The 16,077-nt window shown below is 65.3% G+C and carries 14 protein-coding genes; 4 read left to right on the top strand and 10 right to left on the bottom strand.

All coding sequences use genetic code 11. From position 1 onward, the window contains the following. Positions 1 to 4: 4 nt before the first annotated feature. The 7 genes from A39O_RS0113150 to A39O_RS0113120 form a co-directional block, all read right to left on the bottom strand. Complete coding sequence (locus tag A39O_RS0113150) at positions 5 to 499, bottom strand: DUF192 domain-containing protein (protein ID WP_020505124.1); 495 nt, start codon at positions 497 to 499, stop codon at positions 5 to 7. A 244-nt stretch (positions 500 to 743) separates the two neighbouring features. Further along, complete coding sequence (gene mutM / locus A39O_RS0113145; RefSeq protein WP_020505123.1) at positions 744 to 1,571, bottom strand: bifunctional DNA-formamidopyrimidine glycosylase/DNA-(apurinic or apyrimidinic site) lyase; 828 nt, start codon at positions 1,569 to 1,571, stop codon at positions 744 to 746. Between the two features lies 1 nt (position 1,572). Further along, entirely contained in the window at positions 1,573 to 2,724 is a 1,152-nt protein-coding gene (locus A39O_RS36575) for a hypothetical protein (protein WP_020505122.1), read from the bottom strand. A gap of 3 nt (positions 2,725 to 2,727) precedes the next feature. Continuing rightward, complete coding sequence (locus A39O_RS0113135) at positions 2,728 to 4,098, bottom strand: GldG family protein (RefSeq protein WP_020505121.1); 1,371 nt, start codon at positions 4,096 to 4,098, stop codon at positions 2,728 to 2,730. Then, the gene (locus A39O_RS0113130; RefSeq protein ID WP_020505120.1) at positions 4,095 to 4,832 is read right to left on the bottom strand and encodes an ABC transporter permease; all 738 of its coding nucleotides are present in this window, start codon (positions 4,830 to 4,832) and stop codon (positions 4,095 to 4,097) included. The genes A39O_RS0113135 and A39O_RS0113130 overlap by 4 nt, the downstream gene beginning before the upstream one ends. After that, positions 4,829 to 5,746 (bottom strand): ABC transporter ATP-binding protein, encoded by a 918-nt coding sequence (locus A39O_RS0113125; protein ID WP_020505119.1) that lies wholly within the window; start codon positions 5,744 to 5,746, stop codon positions 4,829 to 4,831. The genes A39O_RS0113130 and A39O_RS0113125 overlap by 4 nt, the downstream gene beginning before the upstream one ends. Before the next feature lie 962 nt (positions 5,747 to 6,708). Continuing rightward, the gene (locus A39O_RS0113120; RefSeq protein ID WP_026199381.1) at positions 6,709 to 9,780 is read right to left on the bottom strand and encodes a tetratricopeptide repeat protein; all 3,072 of its coding nucleotides are present in this window, start codon (positions 9,778 to 9,780) and stop codon (positions 6,709 to 6,711) included. A gap of 242 nt (positions 9,781 to 10,022) precedes the next feature. Here A39O_RS0113120 and A39O_RS0113115 point away from each other — a divergent pair, with 242 nt between their 5' ends. From A39O_RS0113115 to A39O_RS33345, 4 genes are read left to right on the top strand one after another with little or no spacing between them, the layout of a single operon-like run. Next, positions 10,023 to 10,283 (top strand): hypothetical protein, encoded by a 261-nt coding sequence (locus A39O_RS0113115; RefSeq protein ID WP_020505118.1) that lies wholly within the window; start codon positions 10,023 to 10,025, stop codon positions 10,281 to 10,283. Beyond that, positions 10,267 to 10,935 carry a type II toxin-antitoxin system VapC family toxin gene (locus A39O_RS42175; RefSeq protein ID WP_020505117.1) on the top strand — a complete coding sequence of 223 codons (669 nt, stop codon included), beginning with the start codon at positions 10,267 to 10,269 and terminating at the stop codon, positions 10,933 to 10,935. The genes A39O_RS0113115 and A39O_RS42175 overlap by 17 nt, the downstream gene beginning before the upstream one ends. Continuing rightward, on the top strand, positions 10,932 to 13,232 hold the full coding sequence (locus tag A39O_RS36570) for a PDDEXK-like family protein (protein ID WP_157640056.1): 2,301 nt from the start codon (positions 10,932 to 10,934) through the stop codon (positions 13,230 to 13,232). The genes A39O_RS42175 and A39O_RS36570 overlap by 4 nt, the downstream gene beginning before the upstream one ends. Positions 13,233 to 13,247: 15 nt before the next feature. Continuing rightward, entirely contained in the window at positions 13,248 to 13,895 is a 648-nt protein-coding gene (locus A39O_RS33345; protein WP_020505115.1) for a hypothetical protein, read from the top strand. Positions 13,896 to 13,933: 38 nt separating this feature from the next. Here the strand turns inward: A39O_RS33345 and A39O_RS33340 are convergent, their stop codons facing one another. From A39O_RS33340 to A39O_RS36560, 3 genes are read right to left on the bottom strand one after another with little or no spacing between them, the layout of a single operon-like run. Next, positions 13,934 to 14,734 (bottom strand): DUF4435 domain-containing protein, encoded by an 801-nt coding sequence (locus A39O_RS33340; RefSeq protein WP_020505114.1) that lies wholly within the window; start codon positions 14,732 to 14,734, stop codon positions 13,934 to 13,936. Then, complete coding sequence (locus A39O_RS36565) at positions 14,731 to 15,159, bottom strand: AAA family ATPase (protein ID WP_051088811.1); 429 nt, start codon at positions 15,157 to 15,159, stop codon at positions 14,731 to 14,733. The genes A39O_RS33340 and A39O_RS36565 overlap by 4 nt, the downstream gene beginning before the upstream one ends. Further along, on the bottom strand, positions 15,135 to 15,788 hold the full coding sequence (locus A39O_RS36560; protein ID WP_051088810.1) for a hypothetical protein: 654 nt from the start codon (positions 15,786 to 15,788) through the stop codon (positions 15,135 to 15,137). Before A39O_RS36560 ends, A39O_RS36565 begins: the two co-directional genes overlap by 25 nt. Positions 15,789 to 16,077: the final 289 nt, after the last annotated feature.

Here is a 16,077-nt window from a genome sequence, read left to right as displayed (position 1 = left end):
CCAGTCAGCGGTCGAGCAGCAGTGAGGCGCCGACCGCGATCCTGCGGCGGGCGGCCTCGCCGGCCTTGATCTCCAGGATATAACGCACCGCCGCGGACGCACTGGGGTAGATCGGACAGTTGCGCACGCGACAGGGCGGCACCGCGGGGACGATCTCGAGCAAGGTTCCGTCGATGTCGAAATACAGCAGGTCCAGCGGGATCAGGGTGTTCTTCATCCAGAATTCGGCCCGCCCCGGCGGCTGGACGAACAACATCCCCTGATCAGCCGGCAGGGTTTGGCGGAACATCAGCCCGCGTCGCCGTTCGTCCTCGCGTTGGACGACTTCGACCTGAAAATCCGCTCCGCCGACCTGAACGGTCGCCAGTTCAGTGGCCGACAGACACCTGCTCATCGGCAGCAGTGCCGCAAAGAGCCAGCAGACGACCGGGATTGCACGTCGCCAAGGGCGCAGCGATATCAACAGGTAACGAGTCAGCGCCAAGTCAAATACGCACATAATTTGTGGTGCGAACTGCCGAATTTAGGATGAATGGTCCCCGTGGGAGCGGCGTCCCGCCGCGATGCGGTGCCGCGGTGACCGCGAACGCTGCGGCTGCACGCCCGGCCCCATCGCGGCGGGACGCCGCTCCCACGGGGTCGCTGCGCGACTTTTACGGTAAAGCTTCGGCCTCCGGTCTTCCGGTGGGCAGAACGGCGACCAAGGCCATAACCTCGATGACGACAACGACAACGAGACTGCTTCAATGTTGGCATTGCGGGCAATAGAAACTCGACCGCTGCGCGATGCGCACCTGGCGCAACGGCGCGCCACAGCCTGGACAGGGTTCGCCGGTGCGGCCGTAGACGCGCAGCCAGCGGGCGAAATAGCCGGGGTTGCCGTCTTCCTGGACGAAGTCCCGCAGGGTGGTGCCGCCCTGGACGATGGAGGCATCGAGCACGGTCCGGATGGTCTGCGCGAGGCGCCGGTAACGCTCCAGCCCGACGCGGTGACAGGCGCGTGATGGGTGGATGCCGGCCAGATAGAGCGATTCGCTGGCGTAGATATTCCCCACGCCGACCACGACGCCGGCGTCCATGATGAATGATTTGACCGCGACCTGGCGCTTGCGGCTCAGCCGGTGCAGGTGGTCCCCGTCGAATCCGTCCTCCAGCGGCTCCGGCCCCAGGTCGCGCAGCAGGGCGTGGCGGGTCGCGGCCAGCGCGGGCGGGTCCGGCGTCCAGATCAGCAGCCCGAAGCGGCGGGGGTCATGGAAGCGCAGGGCGCGGCCGTCGGAGAGTGCCAGATCGACATGGTCATGTTTCAGCGGCGGGGTCTCGGCGGGCACCACGCGCAGGCTGCCCGACATGCCCAGATGCAGGATCAGGCTGCCGTCCTCGACCTGGATCAGAATGTACTTGGCCCGCCGCTGCAGCCCCAGAATGGCCTGACCGGTCAGGCGCAGGGCCAGGTCCGGCGGAATGGGCAGGCGCAGCCGCGGCTCGCGCACGATCATCCGCGCGATGCGCCGACCCAGCAGGTGCGGGCGGATGCCGCGCAGGGTGGTCTCGACCTCGGGCAGTTCGGGCACCTCAGGGCCTCCGGGCGGGCGGCGCGAGCAACGGCTGCACCTGCCAGGCCCCGCCGGGGGTGTCGCCGGTTTCCGGCGCGGCGGCTTCGGGGTCGGGCGCGAAGGGATCGACACCGAATCCGGTCGGCGGGTCCTTGTAGAGTTCATCCCCGAAGCCCGCCCGGCCTTCCCCCATGTCGTCCGGACTGAGCCTCACCGATGGCGGTGCCCCAGCGCTATCCGTCGGCACCGGGGCGTCCGGATCCGTCTCGGGTGCAAAGGGGTCGGGCGCCGCCGGAGCGGGCGCGAGCGCTTCGCCGGTCAGGGCTCCGGTATCCGACGGCAAGGTCAGGGACGGCGCTGCCGGGGTCTTGGGTCGAAGGTCCGGCGGTGGTGTCGGCGGGGTCGGATCGATCGCGGTGGGGTCCAGTTCCAGGAGCATGCCGTCGGTCAGGACATAGCGCAGCTTCAGATCCGGCCGACTCCAGCGGCGCCGATCCTCCGAGACCAGGAACCGCAGGGCGTTGCCGTCCGCAAACTTGAATTGCACCGGCTCTCCGGACCAGTCGCCGGTCATGGGCTCGACCCGCTCGGCCGTCAGGCCGATGAGTGACTTCAGCGACTTGGCGGCCAGCGGCACCCCATTGAGCGTGGCGAACAGCGGCGGGTGCGCGTGCGGCAGCAGTGCGCGTGAGCAGTAATCGATCGGCGGCGCGATCAGCAGGTGATGAAATCGGTCATCGATCAGGTGCACCAGCCCGTCCGCCATCACGTAACGGCGCTGACCCAGGGGGTCCAGCCCGCCGAAGGCCAGCGTCAGGCCGTCCAGGCGCAGGCGCAGCTTGATTGGGTCCAGACCCAGTTCATCGAGCGCCGCCGAGGGTGCCGGGAAGCTGCGCAGGACCGGGGCCTGAATAATGGTGAGCAATTGGTCGAGCCGACCCGGATCCGCATCCAGGGTCAAGGGTTCCAGCATGCGCCAGCCGTCGCCGGTGCGCTCCAGACGGATGCGGGGCTCGCCGGTGCGTTCCACCTCGATCAGGCGCAGGTCTGCCGCATCGATTCCCGCCAGGGTCTGGGGGAGACGCGCGCCGGTCAGTTCATGGTGAATGCCCAGCGCCAGGAGGCCGAGCATCAAGGCCAGGAGCAGATTCGCGAGCCAGCGTGCCGCCATGAATTAACCTCTCGAACGCGCCCAGCGTATCGTCAGACCAGCCACCAGAAAGAGGCCGGGCAACAGTATCAGCGTCGTCGTTCCCAGCAGCAGTCGATGGTTGTGGTTCAGGGTGAGGCCCGGCACGGGTTGCGGATGCGGCGGCAGGGCCGGCAGTCCGTCCTCACCGCTGAGCCAGCGCAGCAACTGGAGTCCGAGTGCGCGGTTGCCGTAAGCGCCGAGTTGCGCATTGCTCAGGAAATCCCCGTCGCCCACCACCAACACCCGCTGCACCCGGCCGTCTTCCGGCAGGTTGCGGGTCAGGGCCAGGACCACCGGCAGCGGCCCCGCCTGCTCGCCGATCACCTCGTCGCGGAACACCGTGCCGGTCAGGCGTCCGGTCTCGTTCCAGCTTTGCGCGCTGCTGCTGAGGAATCCGGCGAGGGTCCAGCCCGGCGCGGTGCGGGTCTCGAAGCCAACCGCGCCGGGCAGCAGGGCAGGGGCGCTGAGACCCTCCGCCAGCGCATCGGCCGGGAACTCGGCGATGACGGCGACCGCCGGGGTCGCGGACTCGAACCGCGCCGCGTCGGCGTCCACCAGGATGCCCGGCAGGATGCCGATGCCCAACTGATCGGCCAGTGCTTCAAGGCCGTTCTGTTCACCGGGGTCCAGCAGCCACAGCAGATTGCCGCCCTGATCGAGATAGCGGGCGAGCCGCTCGGTTTCGCCGGGAAAGAGCGCGATCTCCGGATGGGATACCAGGGCCAGATGGGTATTGACCGGGATCTCAGTCACCGTCGTCAGATCCAGGTTACGCAGCAGGTAGCCCCGCTCTTTCAGTTCCTGACCGAAGCGACCCAGGTCCGTCGCTCCCTCGCCGTCGATCTTGCGTTCGCCGTGTCCCTCCAGGACCGCGACCCAGGGTGCTCGCGTGGTCCCCAGCCGGGCGATGGCGGCGCTGATCTCACGCTCGCCGAGCTGACTCAGGGTTTCGCGGCGTCCCCGGTATTCCAGCATGATCTGACCGGCCATGGAGACCTTGGCGTCGCGGGCCTGTTCGGGAAAGCGCTGAGGGTCCACGAAACGCACTTCGAGGTCGGGCCGGGCGTGGCGATAGCGGGCCAGCAGACGGTCGATGGTCTTGCCCAAGGGGTTCTGGGCGTCGCTGAACACGGTCATCCGCAGCGGGGCCTCGAGCCGCGCCAGGATGGCCGCGGACTCCGGAGTCAGGGTATTGCCGTGCGCGCTGGTCCAATCCCAATACCGGTCGTTCTGGGCGATCAGCCAGCCGGCGGCGATCACCGTGGCGAACAGCAGCGCCGCGAAGAGCCCGTCTACAAGGGGCCGCTCGAGGCTCTGGAGTGCCGCCCGCACTATGGGGGTCAGGCGTTTCATGAGAGCCGCCGATTCGCCAGCCGGCGATGGGTCAGGGCGAGAAAAATCCCGGTGAACATCAAAAAATAGGCCAGGTCGCTAAGCCGCACCGCGCCCAGCAGGAACCAGAAGAGATGCTCGTTCCAGGCCAGCCAACCGAAGAGCGACAGCCCCTGGGCGGCGAGATCCTGGGCCCGGCCGATGATCGAGAACAACAGCAGGATGCCGAAGGCGGCGAGCACGGCCGTCCCCGGCTGGGCGCTCAGGCTGGCGGCGTAGAGCCCGACCGCACCGAACAACAGCGCCGCGAGCCAGAGCCCCAGGGTGGCCGCCGCGACCAGCCCCCAGTCCAGGTCGGCGGTGCCGGCCAGCAGAGCCAGGTTCAGCGCCGGCAGCAGACACAACGGCGTCAGCAGCACCGCGATCCCCAGAAACTTGCCCAGCACCACGCTGGAGAGGTGGACCGGCGCCGCTCCCAGCAGGTCGAAGCTGCCGTCCCGGAACTCGGCGCTGAGCATCCGCACGGCGATCAGCGGCGCGGCCAGCATCGCCACCACGGCGGCAATGCCGAAGAGATTGAGCGACAGCTCCTGCGACAGGCTGGCCACCCGCTCATCGGCGCCCAGACCGGTGAAGTCCTCGATCACCTTCAGAAAGACCCAGGCCAGGATCACCTGGCCGGCACCGAGCAGCACCCACAGCAGCGGCGTGAGCAGACCGCCGCGCAACTCACGGGCGGCGATGGTGCCGATCATAGTTGTTCCTCCACCCCGATCAGGTCGAAAAAGACCCGCTCCAGGTCACTGCGCTCAGCCCGCAATTCCCGTAAGCCCAGACCCGCGGCCACCAGTTGCCGCGTCAGTTCCTCCGGGCCTTGATCGGGTGCGAGCATCACCCGAAAGCGATCCTCGCGTAGCGGGTTCGCCTCGGCCACGCAGTCCAGGGCCGCGAGCGCCGCGGCGTCCGCCGGGGGTGCCAGGCGCAGGCGCCAGATCAAGGTCGGCGTGTCCGCCCCCAACTGATCGCCGACCACCAGCCGTCCCTGATGCAGGATCGCCACCCGGTCGCAGACCGCCTGCACCTCGGGCAGGATATGGCTGGAGAAGATCACCCCGCAGTCGCGCGCCAGTTCACGCACCAGGCCGCGGACTTCGCGAATCTGCACCGGGTCCAGTCCGTCGGTGGGTTCGTCCAGGATCAACACCCGCGGCCGGTGCAGGATCGCCTGGGCGATCCCGAGCCGTTGCCGGAACCCCTTGGACAGTCGGGCGATCGGCTGCCGCCCCAAATCCTCCAGACCGCAGCGGCGCAACGCCTCGGCCACCGCGGTACGCACCTCGGTGCGCGGGACCCGATGCAGCCGGGCGCAGAAACGCAGATACTCTTCAACCCGCAGGTCCTGATAGAGCGGCGGGCGCTCCGGCAGATAGCCCAGCAGCCGTTTGGCACCCACCGGGTCGCGCGTCAGATCGCGGCCCGCGATCTCCACCCGCCCGCTGCTCGGCGCCAGATTGCCGCTCAGGATGCGCAGACAGGTCGTCTTGCCCGCCCCGTTGGGGCCGAGCAACCCCAGCACCTCACCGCGCGCCAGCGTCAGGTCGACGCCCGCCAAGGCCGTGTGGCGGCCGAAGCGGCGGGTGAGGTCAGTGACGCGAACCAGGGTTTCCATAACCGACGCACGATACCGCCTGAAGGGCGACTTGCCAAAGGAAAGAATGCAGTCATGTAGTCCATCCGGCCAGGATGCCGGTGGCGATCATGGGCCCTGATGAAGACCGCGAGGTCGACTTGGCCCGGCCGGCCTGCGCCGACCGGCCGCACTGTTCGGCTGGGGCTCCTTGATGCCATCGACGAGACCCCTCTACCGGCAACAGCAGGATCGCAAGGCGTTGAAACGCTTTAACCTCCTGATTTTTTTCTGGTGACACCGCTCCCGCGGTGTCACCCAGGTCTGCGCCGCTTTGCGGCCCGCATTCGCTCTTGCCGCCGGTTTTCAAGTACACCGCGCGCCGCGGATTTCCAGATCGTGCGTGGAGAGGGTGAAGCCGGCACCCTCTCGGGGCGCTGCTGGGCGAGTAGGGTGGTCGGCATCTTTGCCAAAAAAGCTTCGTGATAACCGGACCTAGCAGCCTGTCGGACTTAGCCCCTAGGATTAGGGTATGAGTCAACATAAAGGCTTTTTATTGCTCCACAATCTAACGTAAGGTGATTTCCGCGAAAAATCCANCCCGTAGGAGCCCGCTTGCGGGCGACGGGTGGGGCACAATGACGCGATTCCGGCAGGTCACGTCGCCCGCAAGCGGGCTCCTACGGAGCTTGATTCTTGATAGCGTCTTATTCGGAAATCGCCTAAAGTCCGACAGGCTGCTAGGGGCGGGTTTCAAACCCGCCCCTACACGAAGGCATCGCGGCAACTTGGTGTCGTCGGCAAGCCACCTGAGTCGGGTGTCGACCGGCTGAAGCCTCGACCTCCAGTCTCCTTGCGGCTGAGCCGCGGCCGCAACGCTCATCGACATCCGCTGTCCCGACTACGAAGACCTGGCCCGAGCAGGTCCGTTGCTCTACTGCTGCTGGTCATAGGACCAGGGCAACAGCCCGCTGGTCCAGGTCAGCAGTCCGCGCCCGCCGGGGCTAGGACCGGCACGCGGCCAGGGTGGCCTGGGCCTCGGCCAGGTCCGGGGAGCGCAGTCCGGTGTAGAGTGCGACGGCGCGCTCGGCGTGGCAACGGCCCTCGGCACCGCGGCCCTGGCGGGCCTGTGCCAGTCGCTGGCAGTCCCGCGCGATCAATTCCTTACGTCCGAGCGGCTCGGCCAGGGTCAGGGCCTCACGGGCCAGTCGCTCGGCTGCGGGCCAGTCCTCGCGGTCCAGGGCCAGTAAGGCGAGGCTGCTGGTGCAGACCGCAACACTCGCGGGATGGGGCGGGTCGCGGGCGATGGCTAGGGCCTCGCAGTAATGCCTCTCGGCTTCGTCGTATCGCCCGGCGGCCCGTAGCGCGAAGGCGAGTGAGTTCAGTCCAGCGGTGACGGCGAGACTGTGTGGCGACCGGCCACGATCCAGTTCCAGCGCCTCGCGTAGGGCAGCAATGGCGGCTGGATTGTCCTTTGCAAGCCGATGGCCCTCACCGCGCAGCCGGATCGCGGCCGCCCGTTCGCGGGCACCGGCGTTGGCCTGTTGCCAGTGGGCTGCGGCGTGTCCGGCGCAGTCGACCACGCCCTCGGCGTTGCCGCGCAATAGATGGCAGGTGCCGGCGTTATAGGCCCGCCACCCGGCATTGCCGTGGTCGTCGGCCGCCAAGGCCCGGGACTCCGCGGCAAGGCTCAGCTTCAGCCAGTCGTCCCAGCGGCCGGAGAAGTTGAAAAACCCGCTCAGCGCTCTGCAGAGCCTTTGCAACCGAGGGTTGGCCCCGCCGATCAGCACCGGCAGCGCGGCGGCCAGCTCGGGCCAGGCGGCCTCCAGGATCTGGAAGCGGTCGTGTTGCTGAAAGCCGTTCTCATGGGCCAGCGCATAGGCGCGCCCGGCCAGTCGCTCGCCGGTCGTGGCGACCACCTCCGGGCGCACCCGACGCAGATAGCGGGCGGCCAGGGCCGGCAGCAGCCAGGTGCCGTGGTCGTCGTCGGTGAGCAGCAGTGAGCGGTCGCGGAGATCATCCAGCGCGGTGCGGGCGGCGGTCGCGCTCAGCGTCGTCAGGGGCAGCAGCCAGCGCAGCGGCGCGGGCTCGCTGAAGTGGACCAGCGCGGCGAGCACCGCGGTCTCGTCCGCGGTGAAGCCGTCCACCAGGTCGCCGAAGATGAACGCCAGCGGGTCGTTGTGCCGCTGGGCCTGTTGCAGCCGGTCGATGGCGTCATCGACGCTATGGCAGCGGCCCCGGTCCAGCCCGAGTTGGCCGGCGGTCCAGGTGAGCAGCAGCGGGTTGCCCTCGGTCTCGGCATAGAGCCGGGCGCGGTCCGCAGCATTGAGCCGCCCGACCGGCGGCCAGCGCCGGGCCAGTTCGGCCAGCAGTGCGTCGGCAGCGGCGCGGTCCAATCGGTCGAGTGCGAGCCAGTTGCCGGGGCTTGCGCCGCTCGCACGGCGGCTGGTGACCAAGGCGCGGCAGTCGTCGGGGAGGTTGCGCAATAGGTCGAAGACGCGCTGCCGCTCGGCGGTGTTCAGGGTCTCCAGGTTGTCGATGACCAGCAGCACCCGCTGTCCGGCCAGGGCGTGGCGCACCAGGGTCGCGCGCTCGGCGGGATCGCTGCGGGGGATGTCCTCGCGCGCCAGGGCGCGGCCCAATTCGGCGAGCAGGCTGTCGAAGTCATGCACCGGCTGGTCCGGAAGCCTGCGCACGCCGTCCGGGTCCAGTTCACGGCCCTTGGCGGTGACCCAGAGCTTGAGCGGGAAGCGCTCGGCCGGGGCGCGGTGGGCGGCCTCCAGTGCCAGCGCGGTCTTGCCGATGCCGCCGGGGCCGGCGAGACCCAAGCCCCAGGAGCGATCCGTGGGCTCCAGCGCGGCGGCGATGCGGGCGAGTTCATCCACGCGGCCGAAGAAGGGCTGACGCCGCGGCAGGGTCGAGTGCGGGGCGGGCCGGGGCGGAGGGGGCGTTGGCGTGTCGGCGGGGGCGGCGGGGGTAATCGCTGCCGGATCGGGCCGGCGGCGCTGGGTCAGCGGTTCAGGGTGGGTGCCCTGATCCGGTTTCAAATGGAAGTGGTCGTGGTCTGGGATCAGGCGCCACGGGCCGGTCCTGTTGGTCGCGACACGCGGCCACAGCCGCAGTTCCGGCCCACCCTCGGTGAAAAGGACCTGGCCGGCGCAGTAGCCGTGGGCGCGTTGCAACTGGGGCGGTTCGCCGAAGTGCTCCATGCCGAAGACCGAGCAGCCCTGACACAGCCGCACCGCCTCCGGGTTGGCGCCGCGGCGGATCGTCTCCAACCGCGCCGGGTGCATGTGCCCGAACAGGTGCAGCGCAAAGCGCCCGGCGGGGGCGATCTCGCTGTCGCCTAGGGCTTGGGCCTGCGGGGTCAGCCAGTCCGGACCCTGGTGGGTGAGCAGCAGGCAGAGGTCGTGGTCCGCGTGCCAGCGGTCGATGCCGTCCGGACAGAGTGCGTGGACCTGGCGCGGGTCCCAGACCAGCTTGCCCAGATAGTCGCCGGCACCGAGTTGCAGGAAGGCGGTGTTCAGACCCATGAGCCCGATGCGCCGCTCGCCCTTGGTGATCGTGACGGCCAGGTCGCCGGGGATCTCGCCGGTGGCGAGATCCGCGGGGCGGTGTGGGGCACCGGCCCACCAGTCACGCCAGGCGGCGAAGGCGTGGTTGATGACTCGCCGATAGCTGCCGTTCGGCTGGTCCCAGAACTTGGCGGCGATGCGCGTGAACTGGTCCGGGTCCAGCAGGGCGTCGATGGCCGGATTGTCTTCGGCGGCATTGGGCCGGAACAGATCGTGGTTGCCCGGCACTGCGACCAGCACCGCGTCACCTGAGCCGAGACGGGTCAGTTGCTCCCAGAGCGGCCCCAGCACCTGGTCTTGCAACCCCTGGAACTGGGCCGACTGGCCGGACTGGACCAGGTCGCCGGTGAAGAGCACCGCATCCCAGGGGCCGCAGTGGGCGTGCAGCAGGGCCAGGTCATCCAGGAAGGGCTGGCGCAGGGTCGGCCACAGCCAACCCTGGCCCTTGAGTCCGAAGTGCAGGTCGGTCAGGTGCAGCCAGGCGAAAGTGTCAGCGGGCATGGCGCGGCTCCGGCGAATTCCAAAGGGACAGTCTGTTAAATCTCATGCGGGCGTTGGTGATGATTTCCTTGATGTCGCCAATGCACGAGAACTTGACGTCCAGGCCGCGCTCATCGACGATGCCGGAGCGGACGGGGAGTACCCGGTTTCCTGACCAAGAAATCCGGGTCCGAACAGGTCCGTTTCTCTTTCTGCTGTGGTGGGCTAGCCTCGCGCCAGTATCGACTTGGGAAGATCATGATATGCGCACCCTGGTCTTGCAAAACGTCCCGGATGATTGGTACGGCAGGCTCAGGCAGGCCGCCGACCATCACCGCTTCCTGGCACAGGAGGCCATTGTCGCCCTCCAGTCCGGGCTGGAGGGGGCGGCCGACCAGCCGCGCAGCCTCTCGGTAGAGGAAAGTCTCGATTGGCTCAAGGCCGAGGTCTGGACCTTGCCGGTACTCGATCAGCGCACCGACGACCAGATTCTGGGCTACAACGCCGGTGGCTATTGCGATTGATCTGGCAGTCGACACCAGTGCCCTAACCGCTATCCTGCTCGGCGAGCCGGAGGCTGCCGATCTCTTGGCCGTACTGGCTGCCGCAGCCAGGATAGGCCTGTGTGCACCCAACCGCACCGAACTCTTGCTGGTCATCCAATCGCGGCTCGGCGATAGCGGGGTCGAGTGGGCCAAGCGCCTACTCGCCATGCGAGCGTACCCCATCCGTGGCAAAGGTGCTACTTCAATCATGCCAGTACGTCAATCAACCAATCCCAAGCGCCGCATCGCCGAATCCGGCGCCTTCGGCGAGGAACAGCAGGAGCGTTTGCTCGTGAAGGCCAGGTATATTGGCAGTGCAACACACAAACGACGCCCAGCCGACTATGGCTTCCAGCCTCCGACCAATCCTCGCCCTCACAAGTCCTTGTGCGACGATCTGCGGTCTATTCCTGTGGCGGAAGCACGCAAGCTGTTTGCTGCCGGTGTGCGTAAGGGAATGGTCAGCACTTTCTGCGTCGATGGGTTGCCAAAATATGTTTGGGGCGTCGATGATCACGGCGAAGCCTATGAAGCGAAGTGGGATCGCGATGGCTATCATGGCTACAGACTCGACAAAGAGGGCGAAAAATACCAGCGTGACTGCGTATTGAAGGCATGGAGCGAACGATGAGCACCGAACTCACGATCGGCTTCAATTGGGAGCGTCTTGAAGAGGGGCTTCCCGAGGAGAGGTCCTGCTTCGGTATGCTGCAAGTCTGCTTCGGGCAACTCCTGCTGACGGAGGGCCAGGACGGTTTTATCGACTGCACCCGGCGCGGCCCGCTGGTGTCCGGCTACCATCTAGCCGAGTGGATGGCCTGGAACTGGTGGCGTCTTACACGCGAGCCGCGGCCGGATGTCCCCACATCGGAATGGCACTTCGCGCATTGCCTGGGCACGGTCGGTGCCGGATATCTGTGGCCGAATATCACGATCGCTTCCGACCGGCAGCGGACCCTGCTGATCGCGAAGCCAACCCGACCGCAAGGGTTCAGCGCCTTTCGCTTCACGGCCGACTGGACGGTGGTGTTGCCCACGACCCACTTCGAGTCGGCACTTGATCGGTTCATGGCGCAGATTCAAGGCAAGCTGCGCGCCGATCGGGTCGCGCCGACGAACTTCGACCAGAGATGGACGGAGGTCCTTGCTGAACGGGCCGATCCGGACAGTGCTTCGCAACGGGAATTGGAGGCTGTCCTTGGGTACGATCCGGATGAGGGTGATGCGGGCCAGGTTCAGCAATTGCTTGCGGATGCCGGCGCTCTCGGGCACGACGCCATCATCGAACTCTCGGCTGACCATCGGCCAGGTCGTAGCCTTCCTACTGCTGCCGAGATCAAATCCTGGGCAACTGATTTCGGCAGTTCCACGCGCCCCGCCGACATCCCCCGCATCACGGGCTTGGACCTCAGTGGGCGCGCGACCCAGCCAGCTTGGCGACAGGGCTATCATGCTGCCCGCGCACTGCGTGAACAGCACGGACTGGCGTACGAACCGCTGCCGGACCAGCGTCTTGCCGAGCTTTGTGCGGTTTCACCGCTGATACTGCAACAAGCGACACAATCCAGTCCACTCGCCTTTGCGCTTGATGACGAATCACACGGATCGGCGCGTGTCGCGCTCCGGTCCCACTATCCCACGGGTCGCCGATTCGAGCTGGCGCGCCTGCTTGGCGACCGGATTGCGAGCGGCCTGGATGAGCCTATGATTCCGGCCACCAGATCGCACACCTACCGACAAAAACTCCAGCGTGCATTTGCCGCCGAGCTTCTCTGCCCGTTCGAGGCACTGGAAGCCTTTCTGGACGGCGACTATTCGGAGCAAGCGCGCGAAGACGCCGCTGAGCATTTCAGTGTCTCCGAGCGGACGGTGTGGACCCTGTTGGTCAATAACGGCCGGTTGGAGAAGTATGCGCTGGACGACGATGCAGAGACTTTGGGCGCATCGAGAAAACTTGGTCCATACCAATCCCCAACGCTTTTCGGAGGGCTTTGCTCGATGACGATTTCGATACCCTTTGCGTCCCCCTTGGCGGGACTGTCCGATTTCTTTACGGCATGGCAGGGCCTGCACCTAATAGTCCCGGTGCACCCGGTTGCCGAAGTTGCTCCTGAGCTTGCGGATCGACTTGCTGCGTTCTTTACCGCCTGGACGGAGCTACGTAACGCGTTGCCGAGCGATCAACCCGTGCCAGGCCCATTGGCGCCCCTACTCCAGCGATTTTTTACCGCATGGAAACCGTTGCAGACTGGCGTTGAGCCCCAGCGACCAGCTCCGGTGATTGAGGGGGCGGTGCGGGTAGCCGATATGACGCGCTTCTTCCGGAATTTTGGGCCTGCTTTGCAGGCTCGCGCCGAACACCGTCGGCTGGGTTCCGGCATTAATGTGTGGGAAGCCAGCGGTCTTGGCTGGGACGAACTACGCAACAGTAAGGTACTCGCCTGGCTGCTCGACTGTCGGGGCACACACGGCCAGGGGGCCGGGATTCTCGCTGGCCTGCTCGACTGCATCGCAAGGAAATCCAGCGAGTTTCCTGTATCGGCGAACACTGTACTTCCTTATTGGACCCGGATCGAGCTGTGCCCGTGGGGAGAAAACGGCAGCCGGGTAGATATCGAAGTCGACGGTGATGCCCTGTTGCTCTTCATCGAGGTTAAGATCGGCGCGATGGAAACGACCGACCAACTCGACCGTTATCTAGCGATCGGCAGGGCCAAGGCCCGCGACCGGCCTTGGGGCGTAATCTACCTGACTCGTCACGGGCGATTGCCATTGCGATTCATAGAAGCAGGGGCGAATTTACCGCTGATCCCGATCTCTTGGAGCGATGTAAAAGAGGTACTCGAACAGCAGGTCAGAACACTACCTGACTGCTTCGCGCGACATGTGTTACGGCAGTTGGCCGAGCACATTCATTCATTTCGTTGAGAGCACGGTGAGAAAATGGATAACGAAGAAGCGGCAGCCCTGATCATTAAAAATATCGCCATGATCGAAGAAGCCAATAGGCTGCTTCAAGGTGATCTGAGCGAGAAGGTATTTGGCGCTATTGACCAAACGATTCAGTCATGGATGGACGACTTGGAAGGCTTGGAGTGGGTCGGCAGTTTTGATTTTTGGAATAGTAGGTGGGGTACCTATTTTGGGCCAGAACAATGGAGGACAGGCGATGAAGAGGCGGAGCATTGGATTGCGTCATTCGATTTAGGCGCAATTGGTGATGATGACGGAGAAGAATGGCTTACGGCATTATTGGCAGCGCGTCGGCAAAGAATCGGTTTTCGATTTTCTGTTGACCGCAGTCTCCTAAACGTCAAAATTAAAGCATGGAGAACCTTTGCGAGCGAAAAGAATCAAGAATGCCCGGAGATCGAACAAGGGGGTTTTCAGTTTGAACCAAGAGAAGGCACATGGTTCTTGCCCTGGCAGATCAATGCGGATCTCCTCGCCGAAACCTACGTCAATGACGCTATCGAAGATGCCCTGGATCCACTCAAGGAAGCGCTTGAGCGGATTCATGTCGTGTATCCCATATTCGTCGAACTGGTCGAATCCGCACAGCAGCATTTCGGCGTTGATCAAAATGCCTAACGAAAGGCAAGACTCACTCACGACGGCGAAGCGCGGGCTCAGAAGGGGCAACCCTCCTCGTGAGCCTGACACATGAAGGCCATGGTGCGTCCGGAATTGACCACCAGGTCCACCGCCGCAGAAGACGCTCGGTCCCGACGTAGCGTCTGGCTGTCGATCAACAGGTTCTCGTCGGACAGACCGTCAGGCTCCACGTAGGTGTTTATGCAGGACATGCCTGGAATGATAGTTCTGGGCTCATCAGAAAAATGTCGGAAAGGTGCTGTCGGACTGACGTGCAGAATGCGGCGAATCTCGACATCATCCTGTGCGGTTTGCAGGCTATCTTCGGACGCCAGTGCTTCTTTGAATCCCAAGGCGCGCAGTCCGGTCCAGAGCGGTGAGACCACGATCCAGAGTGCGCCGTGGCGGAGATAGCGATCCAGTTGAGTCTGGAGCGCGGTTGCAAGGGTTGCTTGGCCGCCTGCGAGCGTCGCTTGTTGGACTGCTGTAATGGCTGGCCACAACTCGTCCGGGTCGATCAGATAGTTCTCAAGGCAGAAGCGCCGCAGCACCCGCAGGTTGGGTCGGTTGCGCGTGTTCGTTTCAATAGCCGCTTGATCCCATTCGTCCCGGTCCACCAGGCCGAGCCAATCGGGTTCGATCTCCAAGAGACACAGGAGCTTCGCTTTGTTGCCTGCCTGCGCAATGCCCCAACGGGTTTCCCAGTCCGGCACGAAGCGATTCAGCAAGATCTGCCAGGCGCTCACGTCATCGGTGCCTTCGACCAGAAATATGCGCTTCTGTTGTGCGCCAATGACTTCTTGGCGAATGCTGTCCCGCAGCGCCGCGCAGCTCATCGGGTGGCTCCCAGCAGGATGCGTTGCCCAATCGCTTCATAACGGTTCCAGATATCCGGAACGTGGGAGGTGATCAATAGCTGCCCGTCGCGCGCAGCAACCATCTGCTCCAGCCGGGAGAGGAAGCCGGGGATGAGCGACGGGTGCAGGTGCAGGTCAGGTTCGTCGATCAGGACGATGCCGCCGGGTTCGAGCCAGCGGCCGACCATGTAGATCTGGATCAATACCTGATGTTCGCCCGCGCTCAGTTCATCCAGACCATGGACGCTGCCCGCGTGGTCACGCAGTGCGACCCGAATGCGGTTTTCACCCACTCTGATTTCGGTCAGGATCTCCTTGCCCGAAAGAAAGCCATTCATTTCGTGTACCAGGCCGAAAAAGCGTTCCGGTGCCGCGGCCTTCAATGCCAGCAGCGACGCTTCCAACGGCCCTCCCATTGCTCGGAGGCGTGGTAACCGGCGAGCCAGCGCTGCCCAAGGTCTTCCGGCTTGATCTCGCCCAACCCGCGTCGCGGTTTCACCCAGCGCCGCTCTTCGGCGTCCAAGAAAATGACGTTCGACGATCCGCCGCCCTCGGGGGAGACGAGCATCCGGTGACGTGCCTCGGCCCAGTCGTCCAGCCGCAGACCTTGCGGGCGCCAGATCAGTTCGCGACCCGCTGAGCGTCCGTTGGTGGAACGCGGCACGCGTTCGCCGACCAAGGCGTGATCCGGATAGAGCCGGTCCAGGGTGTCGATAAAATCGATGGTGCCGTGGACCAGGAGAAGCGGGGACGCTCCGAAGGGTGTTTGCTCCAGCATCAGCGCAAAACTACCCCACTGCCGAAACCGGTCGTGGTCGCTGGGACGGGCCGGCAGCGGGCTGCGCGTGTGAAGCCAATGGCCGAAGGCTCCCCACAGGGTGGCGGTGGCACGCAGCAACCACGACTTACCGGTGCCGTTGGGACCGCTGAACAACACCCGCGGTGCGACCTCATCGCTCCAGGAATCTTTGAAATCGAAGACTTGGCTGGCGAGCGGACCGGCGTCTTGGGTATGGATGGAGCGGATCTTCATGGGAGGCGCAGTCGCCGCTGGAGGGTTCTGGTGAGTGTAGTCCGCTCAGTCATGCCGAGGCCGAGCCCGACGAGGGATTTCGGCTTTGCGTTGGACTCGACCTGCTAACGGCCATGGCAGTTCTCTTCCCCGGCCCTTCCCAAAGGGGGCGATGAGGAGCGCGTTCCCGGCGCGACGTTCTCCTCGACCTTCAGTGGCCAGGCGTGGATGCTTGATCATAGCCATCTCACCAACGGCGAGGCCGCTGGTCCGCACAGCGGACCCTACGGATCTCACCGTAATTCAAATG

Source organism: Lamprocystis purpurea DSM 4197 (assembly GCF_000379525.1).
Lineage (GTDB): Bacteria > Pseudomonadota > Gammaproteobacteria > Chromatiales > Chromatiaceae > Thiodictyon > Thiodictyon purpureum.
This window is presented reverse-complemented; position numbering and strand designations above follow the sequence as displayed.